General features: G+C 43.3%; 19 protein-coding genes. 1 reads left to right on the top strand and 18 read right to left on the bottom strand.

All coding sequences use genetic code 11. The features are described 5' to 3' along the window. Positions 1-14: 14 nt before the first annotated feature. The 7 genes from NQ541_RS05680 to NQ541_RS05710 all read right to left on the bottom strand — a co-directional run bounded on the left by NQ541_RS05680 (position 15) and on the right by NQ541_RS05710 (position 7,211). A complete protein-coding gene (locus tag NQ541_RS05680) occupies positions 15-1,532 on the bottom strand; it encodes an FtsW/RodA/SpoVE family cell cycle protein (protein WP_005609969.1) in 1,518 nt (505 codons plus the stop codon). A gap of 12 nt (positions 1,533-1,544) precedes the next feature. Continuing rightward, on the bottom strand, positions 1,545-4,004 hold the full coding sequence (locus NQ541_RS05685) for a peptidase U32 family protein (protein WP_005609968.1): 2,460 nt from the start codon (positions 4,002-4,004) through the stop codon (positions 1,545-1,547). A 79-nt stretch (positions 4,005-4,083) separates the two neighbouring features. Beyond that, complete coding sequence (locus NQ541_RS05690; protein ID WP_005609966.1) at positions 4,084-4,494, bottom strand: cell division protein ZapA; 411 nt, start codon at positions 4,492-4,494, stop codon at positions 4,084-4,086. 111 nt (positions 4,495-4,605) lie between these two features. Next, on the bottom strand, positions 4,606-5,604 hold the full coding sequence (gene ruvB, locus NQ541_RS05695) for a Holliday junction branch migration DNA helicase RuvB (RefSeq protein WP_005609965.1): 999 nt from the start codon (positions 5,602-5,604) through the stop codon (positions 4,606-4,608). Between the two features lie 16 nt (positions 5,605-5,620). After that, on the bottom strand, positions 5,621-6,238 hold the full coding sequence (gene ruvA / locus NQ541_RS05700; RefSeq protein ID WP_005609963.1) for a Holliday junction branch migration protein RuvA: 618 nt from the start codon (positions 6,236-6,238) through the stop codon (positions 5,621-5,623). Between the two features lie 47 nt (positions 6,239-6,285). Then, positions 6,286-6,777 carry a Gx transporter family protein gene (locus NQ541_RS05705; RefSeq protein WP_005609962.1) on the bottom strand — a complete coding sequence of 164 codons (492 nt, stop codon included), beginning with the start codon at positions 6,775-6,777 and terminating at the stop codon, positions 6,286-6,288. Between the two features lie 74 nt (positions 6,778-6,851). After that, the gene (locus NQ541_RS05710) at positions 6,852-7,211 is read right to left on the bottom strand and encodes a NusG domain II-containing protein (RefSeq protein WP_005609960.1); all 360 of its coding nucleotides are present in this window, start codon (positions 7,209-7,211) and stop codon (positions 6,852-6,854) included. Positions 7,212-7,476: 265 nt separating this feature from the next. Here NQ541_RS05710 and NQ541_RS05715 point away from each other — a divergent pair, with 265 nt between their 5' ends. Then, positions 7,477-8,457: an FAD:protein FMN transferase gene (locus NQ541_RS05715; RefSeq protein ID WP_023922572.1), complete on the top strand. Its 981-nt coding sequence runs from the start codon at positions 7,477-7,479 to the stop codon at positions 8,455-8,457. Between the two features lie 756 nt (positions 8,458-9,213). On the opposite strand, the gene NQ541_RS05720 is transcribed toward NQ541_RS05715, so the two are convergent. The 11 genes from NQ541_RS05720 to NQ541_RS05770 form a co-directional block, all read right to left on the bottom strand. After that, positions 9,214-10,008, bottom strand: a complete 795-nt coding sequence (locus NQ541_RS05720) for an RnfABCDGE type electron transport complex subunit B (protein ID WP_005612591.1) — start codon at positions 10,006-10,008, stop codon at positions 9,214-9,216. A 12-nt stretch (positions 10,009-10,020) separates the two neighbouring features. Continuing rightward, positions 10,021-10,644, bottom strand: coding sequence for an electron transport complex protein RnfA (locus NQ541_RS05725; RefSeq protein WP_005612589.1), 624 nt, complete (start codon positions 10,642-10,644; stop codon positions 10,021-10,023). Positions 10,645-10,661: 17 nt separating this feature from the next. Continuing rightward, the gene (gene rsxE / locus NQ541_RS05730; RefSeq protein WP_005612587.1) at positions 10,662-11,384 is read right to left on the bottom strand and encodes an electron transport complex subunit RsxE; all 723 of its coding nucleotides are present in this window, start codon (positions 11,382-11,384) and stop codon (positions 10,662-10,664) included. Then, positions 11,377-11,991, bottom strand: a complete 615-nt coding sequence (locus NQ541_RS05735; protein ID WP_005612585.1) for an RnfABCDGE type electron transport complex subunit G — start codon at positions 11,989-11,991, stop codon at positions 11,377-11,379. Before NQ541_RS05735 ends, rsxE begins: the two co-directional genes overlap by 8 nt. Next, the gene (locus NQ541_RS05740; RefSeq protein WP_044941058.1) at positions 11,991-12,923 is read right to left on the bottom strand and encodes an RnfABCDGE type electron transport complex subunit D; all 933 of its coding nucleotides are present in this window, start codon (positions 12,921-12,923) and stop codon (positions 11,991-11,993) included. The genes NQ541_RS05735 and NQ541_RS05740 overlap by 1 nt, the downstream gene beginning before the upstream one ends. 15 nt (positions 12,924-12,938) lie before the next feature. Further along, positions 12,939-14,258 (bottom strand): electron transport complex subunit RsxC, encoded by a 1,320-nt coding sequence (gene rsxC, locus NQ541_RS05745; RefSeq protein ID WP_005612581.1) that lies wholly within the window; start codon positions 14,256-14,258, stop codon positions 12,939-12,941. Positions 14,259-14,440: 182 nt separating this feature from the next. Next, the gene (gene rpsA / locus NQ541_RS05750) at positions 14,441-15,529 is read right to left on the bottom strand and encodes a 30S ribosomal protein S1 (RefSeq protein ID WP_005612579.1); all 1,089 of its coding nucleotides are present in this window, start codon (positions 15,527-15,529) and stop codon (positions 14,441-14,443) included. Next, the gene (gene ispH, locus NQ541_RS05755; RefSeq protein WP_005612577.1) at positions 15,510-16,364 is read right to left on the bottom strand and encodes a 4-hydroxy-3-methylbut-2-enyl diphosphate reductase; all 855 of its coding nucleotides are present in this window, start codon (positions 16,362-16,364) and stop codon (positions 15,510-15,512) included. Before ispH ends, rpsA begins: the two co-directional genes overlap by 20 nt. A gap of 20 nt (positions 16,365-16,384) precedes the next feature. Further along, positions 16,385-17,041 carry a (d)CMP kinase gene (gene cmk / locus NQ541_RS05760; RefSeq protein ID WP_005612575.1) on the bottom strand — a complete coding sequence of 219 codons (657 nt, stop codon included), beginning with the start codon at positions 17,039-17,041 and terminating at the stop codon, positions 16,385-16,387. Positions 17,042-17,069: 28 nt separating this feature from the next. Then, positions 17,070-18,320 (bottom strand): BaiN/RdsA family NAD(P)/FAD-dependent oxidoreductase, encoded by a 1,251-nt coding sequence (locus tag NQ541_RS05765; RefSeq protein ID WP_005612573.1) that lies wholly within the window; start codon positions 18,318-18,320, stop codon positions 17,070-17,072. Next, positions 18,313-19,248 carry a MurR/RpiR family transcriptional regulator gene (locus tag NQ541_RS05770; protein WP_005612569.1) on the bottom strand — a complete coding sequence of 312 codons (936 nt, stop codon included), beginning with the start codon at positions 19,246-19,248 and terminating at the stop codon, positions 18,313-18,315. Before NQ541_RS05770 ends, NQ541_RS05765 begins: the two co-directional genes overlap by 8 nt. Positions 19,249-19,284: the final 36 nt, after the last annotated feature.

Consider the following 19,284-nt stretch of genomic DNA (forward strand, 5'->3'; position numbering starts at 1 on the left):
AAAAGTAAGTGACTCTAGCGAACTCTTTGTTGGTTGTGCGACCTTGCTTTTTTTGGCGTTCTCTGCCTTGGGACTTCCTCGAATCTCGGTTTATCTGATGTTGTTGATTTTTTCTTGGTCTTTCTTCCCGAACCATCTTTTAATTCCCTTTCTCTTCTTTTTGCGTTCTTCTCATGCTGTAGTTTTTTTCGGCGTTTTTCTTCCCGTTCGGCCTCTTCATCTTCCCTGACGATATATAGCCCCTGAATGATACCGAACATGATCATGGTACTCAGAAGAGAACTTCCGCCATAGCTTACAAATGGCAGGGTAACGCCTGTCAGTGGAATGAATTTTGTGACACCGCCGATCTGCAGAAATACCTGGAAGATATAGCAGGTACCGAGTCCAAGTGCAACCAGTTTATAAAACTGATTCCGCAGTTCCATCGCAATATTTAAAAACATCACATAACAACTCACGCAGATCAGAATCAGACAGAGAGAAAAGATCATCCCTATTTCCTCCGTGATCGCAGAAAAGATCAGATCCGTCTCCGCTACCGGAATCGTATCCGGCTGCCCTTTGAAAAGTCCTGTACCAAACCATCCTCCCGAACCGATTGCAAAAAGCGACTGTGCGATCTGGTATCCGCCATTGCTGTAAGTGGCAAAAGGATCCTGCCATGCGGCAACACGTACCTTGATATGGGAGAAAATGTGATACCCTATGACGGCGGCACCACAACCGGCTCCCACACCTGCGACTGCATAGAGCGGCTGCCTTGTGGCAACATAAAGCATGATCAGATAGACTACAAAGTAGATCAGTGCTGCTCCAAGATCGGTGGAGATGACCAGGATCAGTACGTGGGCTGCGGCAACGGCAGTCGTCACTACAACATTCTTAAATTCAATCGATTTTTTCAGGCTGGATGCAACATAAAATACGAACAGGATCTTGACAAATTCTGAAGGCTGGATGCTTACAGGACCAAGATTAAAACTTAATTTTGCTCCGCCTGAGGTAGCTGCGAAGAGTGCAACGACCAGAAGGGCAGCTCCTCCGACACCGGCATAAATGTAAGTCCAGTTTTCAAGAAATTCCATCTTGCGGATCAATACCGGTACGATCAGTCCGAAAGAAACTCCTACAATAACAAAAGCAAGCTGCTTTACAGCAATGCCGTACGGAGATTTACTGTCTACGGATAAACGGGTGATCATGATCATTCCGGCAGTGATCAGCATACACATATTGTTGACGACCAGCCTCGATACACTGGGGTAGATCAGATTATATAAGAGGATCACTCCCAGTATGACAACAGCCAGTGCTGCATAAATAAAAAGAATACGCAGATCCTTTTTCGCAGTATACATGGCAAAAAAAGAAACCATCTGCAGTAAAAATAAGAGAACATCCTGACGGATCAGTACTCTTTTCTCTTCATCCTCATAATTTCTCGTAAAAATTGAGAAACATGAAAAGGTATATGCGGCCATTAGTAGGATAATGATGTATTTAGAAATTTGTATTATAATATTAGTCATTTTACACCTGCTTTATATAATTCCCCGATGAAAGTGTCCGGTCATGTAGTCAAAAGGAATTTCAACGGAGGTTCTTTCCGTATAATTATTTTCTGTGCAGAAGAGACGTAAGATCCGGCATACTTGCTCTCCTGTCTCGGACGTAAACTGTAATCTGCTCCGCAGGGGTGCTAATTCCTGTATCTCTGCATAAAATTCCAACAGACAAAGTGGCGAAGGATCGTATATTACATTATAACAAAGATCACAGAAGTTCTTCACCTGCAGAGAAAGTCCTTTGCGGTCTGACAACGTCATAAGACCGGCAGTGTGCGTGCATCCACGAACAGTATTTTGGATACATTGTGCGGAGATCATGACAGGAAGATAACCATAGACCGGCAATTCCATATTCGTGAGTCCAAGATTGCCAAGTTCCCGTGCATTTAACTCAAGGGGAGCGGTCATTTCAGAAACTCCATGCTGCACCCAGAAAGCTCTGGAAGACTGGTTGAATATATAGAGATTATGATCCAAAATTATTTTTTTGTCAAATCCATGCTCTTTCAGGAACTGATAGGATTCATAATTCCTGATCAGAATCCCGTTGACAGGGAGAAGAGACAACTTTGGATACAGTTTTTTGAATAGTGCAACCGCTTTTTCCCTGAAAATATAGGGAAATGCAGGACAAATCTCGATCTGCCGGTTTTGCAGAGCCTTAAGGTCTCTATCAAATGAAGAAGTTGTACATAACCGGAAATCAGGATAAAGCCGTTGAATCTTTCCATGATCCTGACCGGAAAGAATGAAACCGGTTATTGCATTCCATTGTTCTTCTGTCTCAACGAGAATGGAAAGTCCGGGAATCTGGCTGTGAGAGACAGAACCGGAACTCTTCAATGGAGAAGCAGCCCCATGAGAATCTGCCAAAACCATGTCAGCAGAATCAGGCAGATTCTGTCCTGATTCATGTAGGGTACTTTGAGATAACAGATCCCTGCAGAAAGAATCTGCTATCGCTTCTTCTAATCCATCCAATGCATAACGCCGCAGACGGTTCAATTCTTTCATCGGAAGAAACGAACCAGGATCAATCTGAAGCTCCAATGTCTCAAATTCAAAAGGCGTTTCCCCGGTCTTCATAAGCTGTGTTCTGAGCCGTTCTTCCTCCAAGGGACGGTTTGCGGCAGCCTGAACAGGAACTTCTGTATAGGCCGTGAAAGAACGGTTCCCCTTACAGACAGTAAAGAATCCTTTCTGCCCGATGGTAAGAGACAAAAATCCATAAATTTTTTCCCGGAGTTTTCCGTTTATATAATCGTGGTCAAGCCGTTCGATTAACTGTTGGTTGCGGATACGGTGAAAGACAGTTCCTTTTGGAAAATTCATTTTCTTCGGAACAAGAAAATGAACAGTCTCTCCCTTTTTTACATCCTTACCAAATGTATAATTATTTTTTCCTCCTGCAATTTCCAGAACATCCTGTGCATGGAGCTGAGTCATGGCAACACCGGAGATTTCCCGTCCGCTCTGAGCTGTTACTCTGACAGCAGCAACACCGGCATGGTTGGGACGATCCAGTGCAAGCATATCCCGTCCGTTCTGACGGAGATAGTAGCCGGTATGGGAATTTCCGCGGTTATACAGATCCATCAGCATTTCCCGGTCCTGGTCGCTTACAGAAAAATGGTCTCTTCCATTTCTGAGATAAAGGTCAACATATTTCCGGTACATGGAAGTCACACCGGCTACATATTCCGGCTTTTTCATTCTTCCTTCGATTTTAAACGAATCAATTCCTGCTTCAATCAGATCCGGAATCAGCTCAAGGGTACAGATGTCTTTCAGACTCAGATAGTATTTCTGCTTTCCATCTGCTGTATAAGGAAGTCTGCAAGGCTGGGCACACTGCCCTCTGTTGCCACTCCTTCCACCAATCATGCTGCTGAGAAGGCACTGGCCTGAGTAGCAATAGCAAAGTGCACCATGCACAAAACATTCGATTTCAAGATTCGTATCCTGATGAATCTTACGGATCTCATTCAGGGAAAGTTCTCTGGAAGGAACAATTCTTGCAGCACCTTCCTGCTCAAGAAACTTTGCTCCAAGAGAATTAGTCAGGGTCATCTGGGTGCTTGCGTGAAGATCCATTTCCGGGAAATGCTGTCTGATAAAGGAGAAGACTCCGATATCCTGGACGATTACTGCATCCAGTCCACACGCATACAGAGGTGCAAGATAATCGTAAAGGTCTGCAAGCTCTTCATCTTTTAAAAGTGTATTCACAGTAAGATAAAATCGCCTGTCATGGAGATGAGCCTCCCTGATCGCACGGAGCAGCTCATCCTGTGAAAAGTTGTCAGCATATGCACGGGCTCCGAATCTTGCTCCGGCTGCATAAACAGCATCAGCTCCGGCCTGGATCGCGGCATGAAAACATTCATATGATCCTGCAGGGGCAAGAATTTCTATTTTCTGTTCTTTTTTCATATCTGATTCCTGTTCTTAAGTTAAACTGGTTAAAAAGGCTGTGAAAGAAAAAGGCTGTCAGAATGACAGCTTTTTCTGGTTACCTTCTACGGTTTTTCATTTCGGTTTCAAGCTTCACAATCTGCATCTGAAGATCGTTGTTCTCTTCCTTCATCTTTGCAAGTTCTTTTTCAGCATTTTCAAGTTTGATCTGTGCTGAAATCAGCTCATGCTTTAGATCGTACATCTCTTTGTCCTTAAGTTCGATATCGCTTTCCAGGGAATCTCCCTGCTTTTTGGCTTTAAAGTAGTCATCTGCAATATTAAGGGCGAGAAGTACATTACGGGTATCGGCACTCTGCTTTCTGTAGCCCTCACTGTTCGTGCATTCCGTAATTTTATGATTCAGATAGGAAGATACTTTCTGTAAATATTCCTCTCCCTCAAAACCGCTGAGAGTATAGACCTTCCCTCCGATTAATACTTCTGTAAAATGTTTTGCTGAACTCATAGCATCCTCCTCGCATTTCTTAATTGCTATTATAAACTATTTACCAGCAAAAACCAACTGTTTTTTCATCGGATTCAGGTTATCCGGGATCAGAATGATTCCGATTCTGGTTTATTGAGGCTGGGGGATCCCAAGATGACTGTATGCGAGGGCTGTTACAACTCTTCCACGGGGAGTACGCTGAATGAATCCATTCTTGAGCAGATAGGGTTCATAGACATCTTCCAGTGTACCGGCATCTTCAGAAATAGATGCTGCAAGTGTATCAAGTCCGACAGGCCCTCCCTGAAATTTCTCGATCATGGTAAGCAGAATGCTGCGGTCAATGTGATCTAGTCCATACTTATCCACATCAAGAAGATCTAATGCATAATTAGCAACTTTTTCGGTAATGACCCCGTCATATTTTACCTGTGCAAAGTCTCTCACCCGCTTCAGCAGACGATTGGCGAGACGCGGAGTTCCACGCGAACGTCGTGCAAGTTCCATTGCACCGGACTCTTCAATCTCTACGCCGAGTACTCGGGCAGAACGCAGGATGATCGTCATCAGTTCCCGGTCTGTATAAAATTCCAGTCGGTTGACAACGCCGAAGCGGTCTCTTAACGGTGCAGTCAGCATACCGGCACGGGTGGTAGCTCCGACCAGTGTGAATTTAGGCAGATTCAATCGTACAGAACGGGCTCCGGGTCCTTTTCCGATCATGATATCAATGGCATAATCTTCCATGGCGGGATACAGAACCTCTTCTACCTGCCGGTTCAACCGGTGAATTTCATCTACAAAAAGTACATCATTTTCCTGAAGCCCGTTCAGAATAGCAGCCATCTCTCCTGGCTTTTCAATCGCAGGGCCGGAGGTAACTTTCAGATTCACCCCCATTTCATTGGCGATAATTCCGGCAAGAGTTGTCTTTCCGAGTCCGGGAGGACCATAAAAAAGCACATGATCCAGAGCCTCTCCCCGGGCTTTGGCAGCTTCAATATAGATTCCCAAAGTCTTTTTGGCCTTTTCCTGACCGATATATTCAGTCAGATGTTGAGGGCGGAGCTGTCCTTCTATTTTGATATCTTCTTCCAGATTTTCTGTTGTAATGATTCGCTTTCCCATAGTTTAACCTCTGTCATTAAAGTAAAAATTTTAATGCTTCTTTCAGGATATCCTCCACAGAAGAACATTCCGGAGAAGACTTTTTAACTGCACGAAGACTTTCAGCACTGCCATAACCAAGAGCTGTAAGTGCCTGGACTGCTTCTGCCTGCATGGTATTGGAGGCAGTGTCCGTACCGGATGCCAGATCCTCAGAGTCGCCTCCATGAGCGGCATGCTCCAGCATATCTTCAATATTCAGCTTGTCTTTTAATTCCAGGATCAGCTTTTCAGCAGTCTTTTTTCCGATTCCCGGTGTGGCGGAGATTGCCTTGGCATCTCCGGAAAGTACTGCAAACCGCAATTCATCAGGAGAAAGGCAGGACAAAATATTTAATCCTGCTTTTGGACCAATGCCATTCACACCGATCAGAAGACGGAATACATTCAGATCCTCTTTGGTCAGAAATCCAAACAGTTGCATAGCATCCTCTCTTATATTCAGATAAGTATGGATTTTGACTTGCTGACCCATGGGTGGGAGTAAGGATAAAGCCTGCTGTGGCATATAAATGCCATATCCGACTCCGTTGACATCAACGATGGCTTTTTGCTCCTCAATATCACATAATTCTCCTCGTATGTAAGATATCATAATTCTTCCTCTTTCTTATTTATTTCAACAATGAACCGGTTGGGAAATTACAACCGGATACTCTGAGTGCGTTTAAGCACTTCTGCGGACAAAATTCCAATAACAGCTCCGGTAATCACTCCTGCAATTAAAAGTACAGGAAGATAGTAACCAACCTGATACGTCTGCACTACGAACATGGCAACCAGCAACTGTCCGACATTATGTGAAGCTCCACCGCCAATACTGATACCGGCGACAGTGAACTGTCCGGTCTTTTTTAGAAAAACCATAACTGCAAGACTTAACAGTCCTCCACCAAGGCTATAAAATATACTGAACATATTTCCGAAAATCAGACCCGACAATAAAATGCGTATTACGGAAAGTAAAAGAGCATCCCGTGGACAACCTTTGTACAGCAGGATCACGACCAGAAGATTGGCGAGTCCCAGCTTCATTCCTGGAATTCCAAAATTGATGGGGATGAGCAGTTCTACATAGCTTAAGATCAGGGCCAGAGATGTAAATACACCAAAAACTGCAACTTTATTTTTCATCTGAGAAACTGTCTCCTTCTAATAATAACAATATGCAGGGATCAAAGGTCAGCTTTCCTGAAAAGAAATGCTTTTTACCGGGAAATGCTGTCAATCTCATTGCGGGTATCACCTGCTTCTATTGCAATCACCACTTTGTTCGGGAGACAGATGATACTCTCCCCGTCCCTTGATATCGCAAGATGGTTTACGCAGATCTGATCCGGGCAGTCAGCCTCTATCATGCGGACAGTTCTGTCCTGGATACGGATCTGATTCGATTCATTAATATTTACAGTCTGGTCTGTATTAAGATCATAAGTTCCATATGGATTCCCATCGATACTTACAACGACCTGTGCATGATCCGTCTTTCCGGTCAGAATCTGAAAAGCAAGGATCATAAGGGCAAGTCCTGTGATCCCGGCGGCTAAAAGCCAGTCATTTTTTTTCATGCCAGTCTCCCATCTGTGCTGTCTGCGTATTGTTGTGATGCATTTAACAGAATGCAATATTGTGAATCTGAAAAATTCATCTGCTTATCTATTTCAATAATATAGCACAATCACTTCTTAAATGCAACCACACGTTCGATTGCACCGCTATTGTGAGCATCAATGTAAAGCAGGACTGCTGTAAAGGAGAAATTTCAAATAGTTGTACTATTATCTAAAAAAAGGTATACTAGATATCAAAAATGACAGTTCAGGGAGCAAATAAATGAAAAAAGGAACTCATTCTCTTTTCCCGTGCATGCTGGGAATGGTAATTTTATGTGTGATATTCACCGGATGTACATTGGCAAGGATAAAAGAACCTCTTACGATGACAGGAACTTATTTTGATACAGTGATCCAGTTGCAGGTATGGGATGCGGATGAAGAAATCCTGGAACATTGTAAGAATCTGTGCAGGAAATATGAAAATCTCTTCAGTGCAGAGGTTGAATCCAGTGATATTGGAAGGATTAACCAGGCAGAGGGAAAACCTGTCAGTGTATCCAGTGAAACCGCAGAGCTGATTCAGTTGGGGATTCATTACGGAGAACTTTCAGATGGGAAATTTGATATTACGGTTCTGTCAGCATCCGAGCTTTGGGATTTCCATGATGGAAAGAAGGTGATACCTGATCAGAAAGTACTGGAAGAGGCAGTCAGTCATATTGATTATAAGAACATCCAGGTAGATGGAACGACTGTAACAATGAAAGACCCAAAATGCAGGATTGATCTTGGCGGAATCGCAAAAGGGTATATCGCTGACCGGTTAAAAGAATATCTGGAAAAAGAAGGAATCGAACATGCAACGATCAACCTTGGAGGAAATGTGCTGACAATCGGAACAAAACCTGATGGATCGGATTATAAGATCGGGATTCAGAAACCGTTTGCAGCGGACGGAGAAGTTCTGGAAGTCCTTTCAGTGCATGATCGGTCTGTGGTATCCTCAGGGGATTATGAACGATACTTTGAGAAAGACGGTGTAATCTATCATCATATCCTTGATCCTCAAAGCGGGTGGCCGGTGCAGAATGACCTGGATCAAGTTACGATCCTTTCAGATTCTTCCGCAGATGGGGATGCTCTAAGCACGACCTGCTATGTCCTTGGACTTGAAAAAGGAATGAAACTGATTCAGGAAATGGATGATGTAGAGGCAATTTTTGTGACGAAAGACGGAGAGATTCACAGAAGTTATTAAATTTGTGTTTGTTGGAATGATACGCTTGTAAAGCAAAAGACTTCTTTATGGCGAAGCGGACGCGGAAATCAGAGATATTCCTTCGCGGTGCAGGCCCGCTTTACCTCAGCCCGTTGACCGTTTGTAACTCGAAAGTGGAAATCTTCGTGCAATGGCACTCGATTTACTTTCTCTAACAAACGCTACAAAGTGTCTTCGGAACGCTCCCTGCTAATGCACCTGCTCAGGAACACCCTGCTTTCCGCTGGTAGTCACAGTAAGAAGTTTTTTTTGACTCCACAGCGTAGTCACTCAACAATGCAAATTTAAAAAGAATAGAAAAAAGCCGGATGGTTATTGACTAAGATACTCGATCGTAAATATCAGATAATAGATATTGTATTTACTATTTGACAAATCATTCATCTTAGTCGATAACCTTCCGGCTTTCTACTTCTTATTGAAATTTCGTATTGTTGAGAGAAAATGTCCCGGTGCAAGGAACGCTTTCTGATTTGAAAAGCCTAATATCCGCCCTTGCTGTTGCGTGAGCAGTGCATTGACAAGGAGCGTTCCGAAGACACTTTGCCCAACTTGTTAAGGAACGTAAACAGGAGTGCCTCTGCACGAGTGTTTCCACATTCCTGTTACAAGTTGTCAACGGGCTGAGGTAAAGCGGGTCCTGCACTGCGATGCAACAACAAGTGTGGATATGGACGCTCTTCTGTCAGAAACACTTCCTGCTGTCGCGATATTTTCACCCCGACAACTACAAATTTAACTTACAATACTCTTCCGAGGACATTTCTCTGCACAGATTCCGCAATTAGTACATTTTTCCGCATCAATATGTGCAAGGAAATTTGTTACAGTAACGGCACCTGACGGGCAGTTCTTTTCGCACAGTTTACATCCGATGCAGCCAACCTGGCAGGCTTCCATCAGAGCCTTTCCTTTTTCATTGGAGTTACATTTTACAAAAGTCTTCTGACTGTAAGGAATCAGCTCAATCAGATGCTTCGGACATGCGGCAATACACTTTCCACAGGCCCGGCAGACTTCTTTATCAACGGTTGCGATTCCGTCCACGACATGGATCGCATCAAACGGACAGGCTTTTACGCAAGAGCCGAAACCAAGGCATCCTGCATTGCAACTCTTCGGTCCGCCATCCTGCATCTGACTTGCCATGAGGCAGTCCTGCACACCTGTATACTGATATTCGGTCTTTGCCTTTTCACAGGTTCCTGCACATTTTACAAAAGCTACCTTTTTCTCCTGACTGCCAACGGAAACGCCCATGATCTCACCAATTTTTTCGGCAACCGGGGCACCACCAACAGGACAGCCATTTACTTCAGCTTCTCCTTTTACGATTGCTGCTGCAAGTCCGGAACATCCGGCATAGCCACAGCCACCACAGTTGTTGCCCGGAAGGACACCGAGAATAGCTTCTTCTCTTTCATCCACTTCTACTGCGAATTTCTTCCCTGCGATTCCAAGAAAAACTCCGATGAACAGACCGGTTCCACCGACAACGACTGCCGCTAAAATAATTGCTGTAATAGTCATTTTGTCTTCCTCCTATATTAATCCTGAAAATCCAAAGAAAGCAATCGCCATCAGACCTGCCGTAACAAGCACGATCGGAGTGCCTTTGAAGGATTCTGTAATATCATTGTATTCGATCTTTTCACGGATTCCGGCCATCAATACGATAGAAACGAGGAATCCCACAGCCGTTGCAAATCCATTGATAACACCGGTAAGAAGTCCCATACCTGTACTCATGTTATCGTAATAACCATTCTGTACATTTGTCAGGGCAACACCAAGTACTGCACAGTTTGTTGTGATCAATGGGAGATAAACGCCCAGTGCATTGTACAGGGATGGCATCGCCTTCTTCAGGAACATCTCGACGAACTGAACCAGTGCGGCAATGACAAGAATGAATACGATTGTATTCAGATAGGATAACTCTCCTCCCAGAATATTCGGGTTGCCAAGGATAAATTTATAAATCAGACCGGTAACGAATGAAGCAATCGTGATAACGAATACAACGGCACTTCCCATACCGGCGGCTGTCTTTACATTTTTGGATACGCCAAGGAACGGACAGATACCGAGAAACTGGCTCAGTACAACGTTATTGACAAATGCTGAACCTACGGCGATCAATAATAAGTCTTGTAATGCTTTCATTTAGTATGTCCCCTCCTTTACTCGTCTTTTCCTGCAACAGTTTCTGTCGCCGTCGCAATCGCATGTCCACCGCATGCCGCTGCATTTCCACAAGAAGCACAACTGGCACCGCATCCTGCTGCTTCCGGTACTTTTTTACCTTTTCTGGCAAGATTATTTTTTACTTTGTTCTGAAGTGCAACAAGGCAGGCAAGTACGAAAAATGCTCCAGGTGCAAGAATAAAGATCGTAAAAGGTTCATAAGAATCAGGAAGGATCTGCATATTGAAAATCTTTCCTGAACCGATCAATTCTCTGACAATACCGATAGAAGTCAGACCGACTGTAAACCCAAGTCCCATTCCAATTCCATCGAAAATAGATGGAATGACTGGATTTTTAGAAGCATAACTCTCTGCTCTTCCGAGAATGATACAGTTTACAACGATCAGAGGAATATACAGACCAAGCGAATCATAAAGGCTCGGAACAAATCCTTCCATCAGGAAATCAACGATTGTTACAAATGAAGCAACAATTACGATGAATGCCGGCATTCTGACTGAATCGGGAATAATCTTTCTGAGCATGGAGATCATCATGTTGGACATGATAAGAACAGCCGTTGTAGAAAGTCCCATGCCAATTCCGTTGATGGCAGAAGTCGTAACTGCAAGAGTCGGACACATTCCGAGCATAAGAACGAAGGTCGGATTTTCTTTTACCAGACCATTCATTAAACGTTCTGTACATTTATTCATTGCTACCGCCTCCTAACTCATTTTGAAAATACACAAGAGCAGAATCTACGGCATTCGTAACTGCATTTGTAGTAATAGTTGCACCGCTGATCGCATCGATCTTGTCGTCGCCCTCTTCTCCTGTCTTAGTATAAGAAAATGTCTCTACTTTTTTATCTTTGAACTGATCTTTGAAAGCCGGCTCAGTTGCCTTCATGCCAAGACCTGCAGTTTCACTGATACTGAGCATCTCAATTCCCTTTACGGTTCCATCGGCCTGGATACCGACCGAGATTTCAATATCTCCGCCATACCCCTCATGGGAAACTACATTGATGACATATCCAATGGTCTCACCGCTTTTATCTTTTCCAAGGGCAACTTCCTCGATAGCATCGCTGGAATACCCGTTGGATTTTAAAAGTTCAGAAGCAGCATCTGTATCAAGATCATCTACAGTTTCAAAAGAATCTGCATCGGACAGAACCGATTGGAATGCTTCCTGCTTTGAATTTGCTTTTGCATTGGCGATCGGTTCTTTCGTAACTCCGTATACAACACCAAGGAGCAGTCCGGCGATGACGGTGATCGCAGTGAGAATGAATGCATTTTTAACTATTTTATTCATTACTTCTCTCCTCCTTTTCCAAATGGCTTTGGCAGGGTTGCCTTCTCGATCAGAGGAACGAGCAGGTTGCTGATGATGATCGCATAAGATACACCTTCGGCAGAACCTCCGAAAAGACGGAACAGACCCGTCAGACATCCAAGGCAGATACCATAGACGATCTTTCCCTTACTGGTGATCGGAGAAGTGACATAATCTGTTGCCATAAACCATGCACCGAGCATGAGTCCGCCGCCGCATAAGTGTGCAGTAATGTACTGTGGGTCAAATCCATGACCGCCAAATAAAGAAATAAAAATGACAAATGTTAATATGTAAGTTCCGGGAATCCGCAGATCGATCACTCCCATAAGGATCAGGAACATTGCTCCGATCATCAGTGCGATGACAGAAGTTTCCCCGATCGTTCCACTGGTATTACCGATCAGCATTGCAAATGAATCTACAGATTCACCGGCTTTCAGATTCGCCAGAGGAGTTGGTCCTGTAACTCCGTCGTATACAAAATTTGTCATCTTTCCTGCAAAGCAGATCAGAAGAAAGCAACGTGCACCAAGAGCCGGGTTCATGAAATTCTGTCCCAGTCCTCCGAAGAGCTGCTTTACAACAATGATCGCAAAGAAAGCACCGACAACCCCCATCCACCACGGAAGTGTCGGAGGAAGATTCAGTGCGAGAAGCAATCCTGTGACTACTGCACTGAAATCTTTGATCGTGACCGGTTTATGCATGAGTTTCTCCCAGAGATATTCAGCCAAAACCGCTGCTGCTGTTGTTAGTACAATCAAAATCCACGCATTTTCATGCCGGAAATTCCAAATTCCAAAGAACGTTGCCGGAAGCAGGGAAATAACAACCATAAGCATAATATTACTGCTGGTTACTTTATCCCGGATATGCGGAGAAGATGATACATTATAATTTTCGTTCAATTTTATTCACCTCTCTTACTTTTTCTTCCTGTTGGCAAGTGTGATCTTACGCATAGAACCGATGGACTGTTTCAACTGACGCTTTGCCGGACAGACATAGCTGCAGGATCCACATTCCACACATTCCAGACCATTCCATGCCACAAAAGAAGCTTCATCTTGCCTTTTGGCGAAATCTGCCAGTCGGGATGGAATGATACGGCTTGGACATACATCGACGCATCTTGCACAGTTAATGCAGGCGGTCTCAGGACTCTTCTTTACAATATCTTCTTTGAAGGCAAGAAGTGAAGAAGAAGTTTTGGTGACCGGTGCATCCAGAGTGACCATGGCAAATCCCATCATCGGGCCTCCGGAGATCAGTTTCTCAGGTTCCTCAGTGAACCCGCCTGCCGCTTCAATCAGTTCCTTATGGCTGATGCCAAGCGGTACAAGGAAATTTCCCGGTTCAGCGACTGCATCACCGCTGACTGTCACCACACGTTCCATCAGAGGTTTCCCATTGATCACTGCATTATGAATCCCGATCAGAGTCTCTACATTGTCCACAATGCATCCTGCATCAGCAGGCAGCATGGATGCATTGATCGCACGTCCGGTGACGGCATAGATCAACTGTCGTTCAGCTCCCTGCGGATATTTGGTCATCAAAGCTTTCACATCCATTTTAGGTTCTTCAGAAACTGCATCCTGTAACTTCTGGATACAGTCCTTTTTATTATCTTCCACCGCAAAAATACCGCGTGCATTTGGGAACAGAGATAAAATAACACGCATTCCACTTACAAGATCTTCCGTATATTCAAGCATTCTGCGGTAATCAGCAGTGATATAAGGTTCACATTCAGCACAGTTTGCAATGATATATTCAATCTTGTCAGCATCTTTCGGGGAGAGCTTGACTCTGGTAGGAAAACCGGCACCTCCCATTCCTACAATACCGGCATCTCCTATTTTGGAAATGATCTCCTCGCGGGTCATTTCATTGAGAGGCTTAACCGGAGCATACTCTGCTTCCTGATATTCGCCATCATTCTGAATTACGATACAATCAACTTTTGTTCCGGTTGGATTAAAATGCTTTTCTAAAGCTTTTACTTTACCGGATACAGAAGAATATACCGGAGCAGAAACAAATCCTCCCGCTTCGGCGATCATTTGACCTTTTAAAACCTGGTCTCCTTTTTTTACCACCGGAACTGCCGGAGCACCGATATGCTGGGAGAGAGGATAGATGAGATCACCTGTCGGTAAAAGAGCTTTGATCGGCTGATCCTTTGAAAAACGTTTCCCGTCATCAGGATGTATTCCGCCTTTAAATGTCAAAAGTCCCATTTTACGCTTCCTTCCTTTCTTAGAAGTGAACTGAACATTACAGTACACTTTTCTTTTTTCACAAAGTCCATTTTACTAAAATATGTACTAAAAATCCAGTCGTATCAGCAGAATATTTGTCATGTATTAAAAAAGAGACAGCCGAAACCGACTGTCTCTTTAAAATATCTGCTTAATAAGACTTATGCTTCTGTCTCTTCGTCAGCATAGCCCTGAGAATCTGACTCAAGAGCCTTCATGCTCAGGCTGATCTTCTTTTCAGCTTCGTTCAGGTCAACAACCTTTGCTGTGATCTCCTGTCCGATGGAAAGAACATCAGATGGCTTATCAACATGATTTTTGGAGATCTGGGATACGTGAAGCAGTGCATCTACTCCAGGTGCAAGTTCAACAAATGCTCCGAAATCTGTCATACGTGCAACTTTTCCTGTTACAACGTTGCCTACAGCAAAATCTTCTGCTGCATTTACCCATGGATTTGTCTCCGGGAACTTCAGGCTGAGTGCAATTTTTGTATCACGGATGTCTTTTACGAGAACTTTCAGCTCATCACCAACATGGAATACTTTCTTTGGATTATCAACACGTCCCCATGACATCTCTGAGATATGAAGAAGACCGTCAACACCACCAAGATCAACGAATGCTCCGAAATCTGTCACATTCTTAACAGTTCCTTCTACTGTATCGCCAACATGTAATTTAGCGAATAACTCTTTCTGCTTTTCAGCACGCTCAGCAACAAGAAGCTGTCTTCTGTCACCGATCACACGGTTTCTTCTCGGGTTGAACTCGCTGATTACAAACTCAATTTCCTGTCCCTCGTACTTGCTGAGATCCTTCTCATAAGAATCAGATACAAGGCTTGCAGGAATGAAGACTCTTACTTCATCAACTGTTGTACAGATTCCACCACCGAGAATCTGAGTAACTGTGGCTTTTAATACTTCATGATTTTCAAATGCTTCACGAAGTCTTTCATTTCCTTTTTCAGCAGCCAGTCTCTTGTATGTAAGAAGAACCTGACCCTCTCCGTCATTTACTTTCAGTACTTTGACAGTCATTGTATCACCAACATTGACTACGGTTGTAAGATCCAGTGACTGGTCATTGGAATACTCGTTCTTTGTAATGATACCATCAGCTTTGTATCCGATATTCAGGATGATCTCATCTGGCTTTACATCGATTACAGTTCCCTCTACGACCTCTCCATTGTGAATAGTTTTAAATGACTCGTCTAACATCTGTTCAAAAGATAATTCTGACATTATTTTGAACCTCCTCAATTATATTGTTGGGCGTGGATGCCCCTGCTGTAATACCTACTGTTTCCACTGACCCTAATTGATTCAAATCCAAATCGCCAAGTGTCTGTATATAGTACGTATTGTTACATGCTTTTCTGCATATTTCAAATAACTTCTGGGTATTGGAACTATGTTTGTCACCAATAACGATCATAGCATCCACCGTCTCTGCTATGCTCCGGGCTTCAGTCTGACGCTCCTTTGTAGCATTACAGATTGTATTTAAAACACTTACATCATAACTCTTTTTTTCAATAATTTCAACTAATTCTTTAAATTTATTGTAATTAAATGTCGTTTGTGCCACAATGCATATTTTCTGGTCTGCAGGGCAGGAAAAACTTTCTGCTTCTTCTACGTTTCGGATCACGCTGACCGGGGATTTTGCCCATCCCCGGATTCCCTGGACTTCCGGGTGATCGGGATTCCCGATGATAATGATACGATCCCCCTGTTCACTGTGCTTTTCTACGATCTTATGGATTTTCTTGACAAACGGGCAGGTTGCATCAACAATATGGATCCCTTTTTTTTCAAGTTCCTCGTAAACTCTTTTTTCTACACCGTGGGAACGGATAATAACGGTTCCTTCTTTCAGTGCAGCAAGATCCTCTTCACTTCTAATGACACGGACACCTCTTTTTTCCATATCTTTGACTACTTCTTCATTGTGGATGATCGGTCCGTAGGTATAAATTTTTTCATCGGTTCCGGTTTCAGTACATTTGTAAACTGTATCAACAGCTCTTTTTACTCCGAAACAAAATCCAGCAGATTCTGCTTTGATAATTTTCATCAGATTCTCCCGATCCTTTCTTATCTACAATGATCACAGATCGTACGCACTACTTCGTCGATCGTCATGTTGGAACTGTCAACGAGGATGGCATCTTCTGCCTGTTTCAAAGGAGCGACCTCTCTTGTCATATCCCGATGATCCCTCTCCTTAATATCCGTCATGATCTTTTCAAGAGTGATATGCTCTCCCTTTGCCGACAGTTCTTCATATCTGCGTTTTGCACGGGTTTCAACACTGGCAGTCAGGTAAATCTTTACATCAGCATCCGGCAGAATATTTGTTCCAATGTCCCTGCCATCCATAATTACGTCTTTTTCTCTGGCAAGAGAACGCTGGAGTTCAAGAAGCTTTGCACGGACTTCCGGGATTACAGAAGTTTTAGAGGCCATATTTCCAACCTTCTCAGTGCGAAGCTGTTCGGTGATATTTTCTCCGTTCAGGTAGATCTGCTGTATACCATTTTCGTATCCAATCGTAACTTTAGCATCATCACAGGCATCAATCACAGCTTTTTTATCATCACCGGAAAGTCCTTTTTTCAGAAAATGTACTGCAAGCCCGCGGTACATGGCACCAGTATCAACATAAATGTATCCTTTTTCTTTTGCAACCAGCTTTGCAATGGTACTTTTTCCTGCACCGGCAGGTCCATCAATCGCTACATTGTATCCCATAGTATAAGTATCCTCCGATTTTTAATATTTATTCAAATAATTTATCTTGTCCGGCACTGATCCCGGCAAGATAACCGGTAGACCAGGCAATCTGTAAATTATAACCACCGGTTACTGCGTCAAGATCCAGAACTTCTCCGGCAAAATAGAGATTTTTTATCAATTTTGATTCCATCGTACCCGGATCGATCTCTTTTACGGAAATTCCACCTTTTGTAATGATGGCTTCATTATATCCACGCAGTCCGGTCAGTGTCATATGAAAGTCTTTGATCAGCCGGAGCAGATTCAGGCGTTCTTCCTTTGTGATTTCATGAACCTTCTTTTCTTCTTCGATTCCCGAAAGTTCAATGATCACGGGACGTAATTTTGCTGGAAGTAAACTGTCAATAGCATTTTTAAACTGCTTATTATGGTTGGCTTCAAATTCCCGAAGCAGACGTTTATCCAACTGCTCTTCTGTCAGTGCCGGCTTAAGATCAATATGCAGTACCAGTTCTTTTTTTTCAAGCGTCTTTCCGACGATACTGCTTGCACTTAAGATAACCGGACCGGTTACTCCGTAATGCGTGAACAGCATTTCGCCAAATTCATCATAAAGCTTTTTTTTCCCATCTGTAATATGGATTTCGATATTTTTGAGGGAAAGTCCCTGCAGTTCTTTTGCATACCATTCTTTTACTTCCATTGGAACAAGAGAGGGGAAAAGTTCTGTTACTTTATGGCCGCAATTTCTGGCAAAACGATATCCGTCACCGGTAGAACCGGTAGAAGGATATGAAATTCCTCCGGTTGCAACGACGACTGCATCTGCAGTCATTTTTTTCCCGTTGGCAAGCCGTACTCCTTTTATTTCCCTTTCATTATTGATCAACAATTCTTTTACTTCGCAGTGAAGCTGCACTTTTACTTTTAAATGCTGCATCTCTCTTGCTAATGCTGCAATTACATCTGAAGAATGATCAGAAACCGGAAAGACCCGGTTGCCCCGTTCAATTTTAGTTGCTACACCTAGTTCTTCAAAAAAATGAATAACCTGATCATTTGTAAAGCTGTAAAAACCACTGTAAAGGAATTTGGGATTGCTGATGACGGCGGAAAATAAGTCTTCAATCTCAGATGCATTCGTTATATTGCAGCGTCCTTTTCCTGTGATGAAGATTTTTTTGCCAAGTTTTTCATTTTTTTCCAACAGAGTCACGTTCTGTCCGTTCCTGGCTGCAAAGATGGCTGCCATCATCCCGGCTGCACCACCTCCGACTACGATTACGTTACTCATGGCTTTTTTCTCCTTCCACGGTCACAGTATCACTGACATGATTTAATTCATCACTGCTGTAGACCTGATATTCTCCCCAGATTTCTTCTAAAGTTTCAAGCGTCGAAACTACTTCTTTCTGTTTCTTCATACATAAGGCAACAATCAGTGCATTTACAACGCTGAGTGGTGCAACAAGAGAATCTACAATAGAAGCCATATCACTTCTTGCGATCAGATTACAGGAAGAATACAGATTCATAGGAGAATGGATACTGTCTGTCAGGGTAATTACTTTTGCTTTCCGGTTGCTGGCAAATTCCAGTGCTTTCAGAGTACGCATAGAATAACGGGGAAAGCTGATCCCGATGATTACATCTTTTTCACCGATGCGGATAAGCTGTTCAAAAATCTCACTGGAGCTGTTGGTATTTACAGTTACAACATCCTCACATACAAGATTCAGATAAAATCCCATAAAAGAAGCCAAAGGTGCACAACTGCGGATTCCAACCACATAGATGCGTCTCGCATTGAGGATGGTATCTATGGCAAGATTAAAAGCTGCATGATCAATCGCACCGAGTGTAAGCTTGATCTTTTCTATATCAGACTGCAGTACCGTTTCAAGGATCTCACTCTGACTGATACGCCCGTAAGTGACTTCCATTCTCTGGATCGAATTGAGCTTATTGCGGACAAGCTCTTCCAGTGCTTTTTGAAATCCTGGGTATCCGCTGTATCCAAGCTGCGTGGCAAACCGGACGACAGTAGATTCACTGACACCGACAATCTCACCAAGCTTTGCGGCGGTCAGGAAAACTGCCTTATCATAATTGCCCTTCACGTAATCAGCCAGACGTTTCTGCCCTTTGCTCATTTTCCCATACCGGGCATCAATTCTTGAGATTAATTCATTGATATTATTTTCTGTAGTTTCTATTTCCATTTGATTATTTTCCTATTTTATTTTCTTCTGCTTTTT

This window comes from [Ruminococcus] lactaris ATCC 29176 (genome assembly GCF_025152405.1).
Classification (GTDB): Bacteria; Bacillota; Clostridia; order Lachnospirales; family Lachnospiraceae; genus Mediterraneibacter; species Mediterraneibacter lactaris.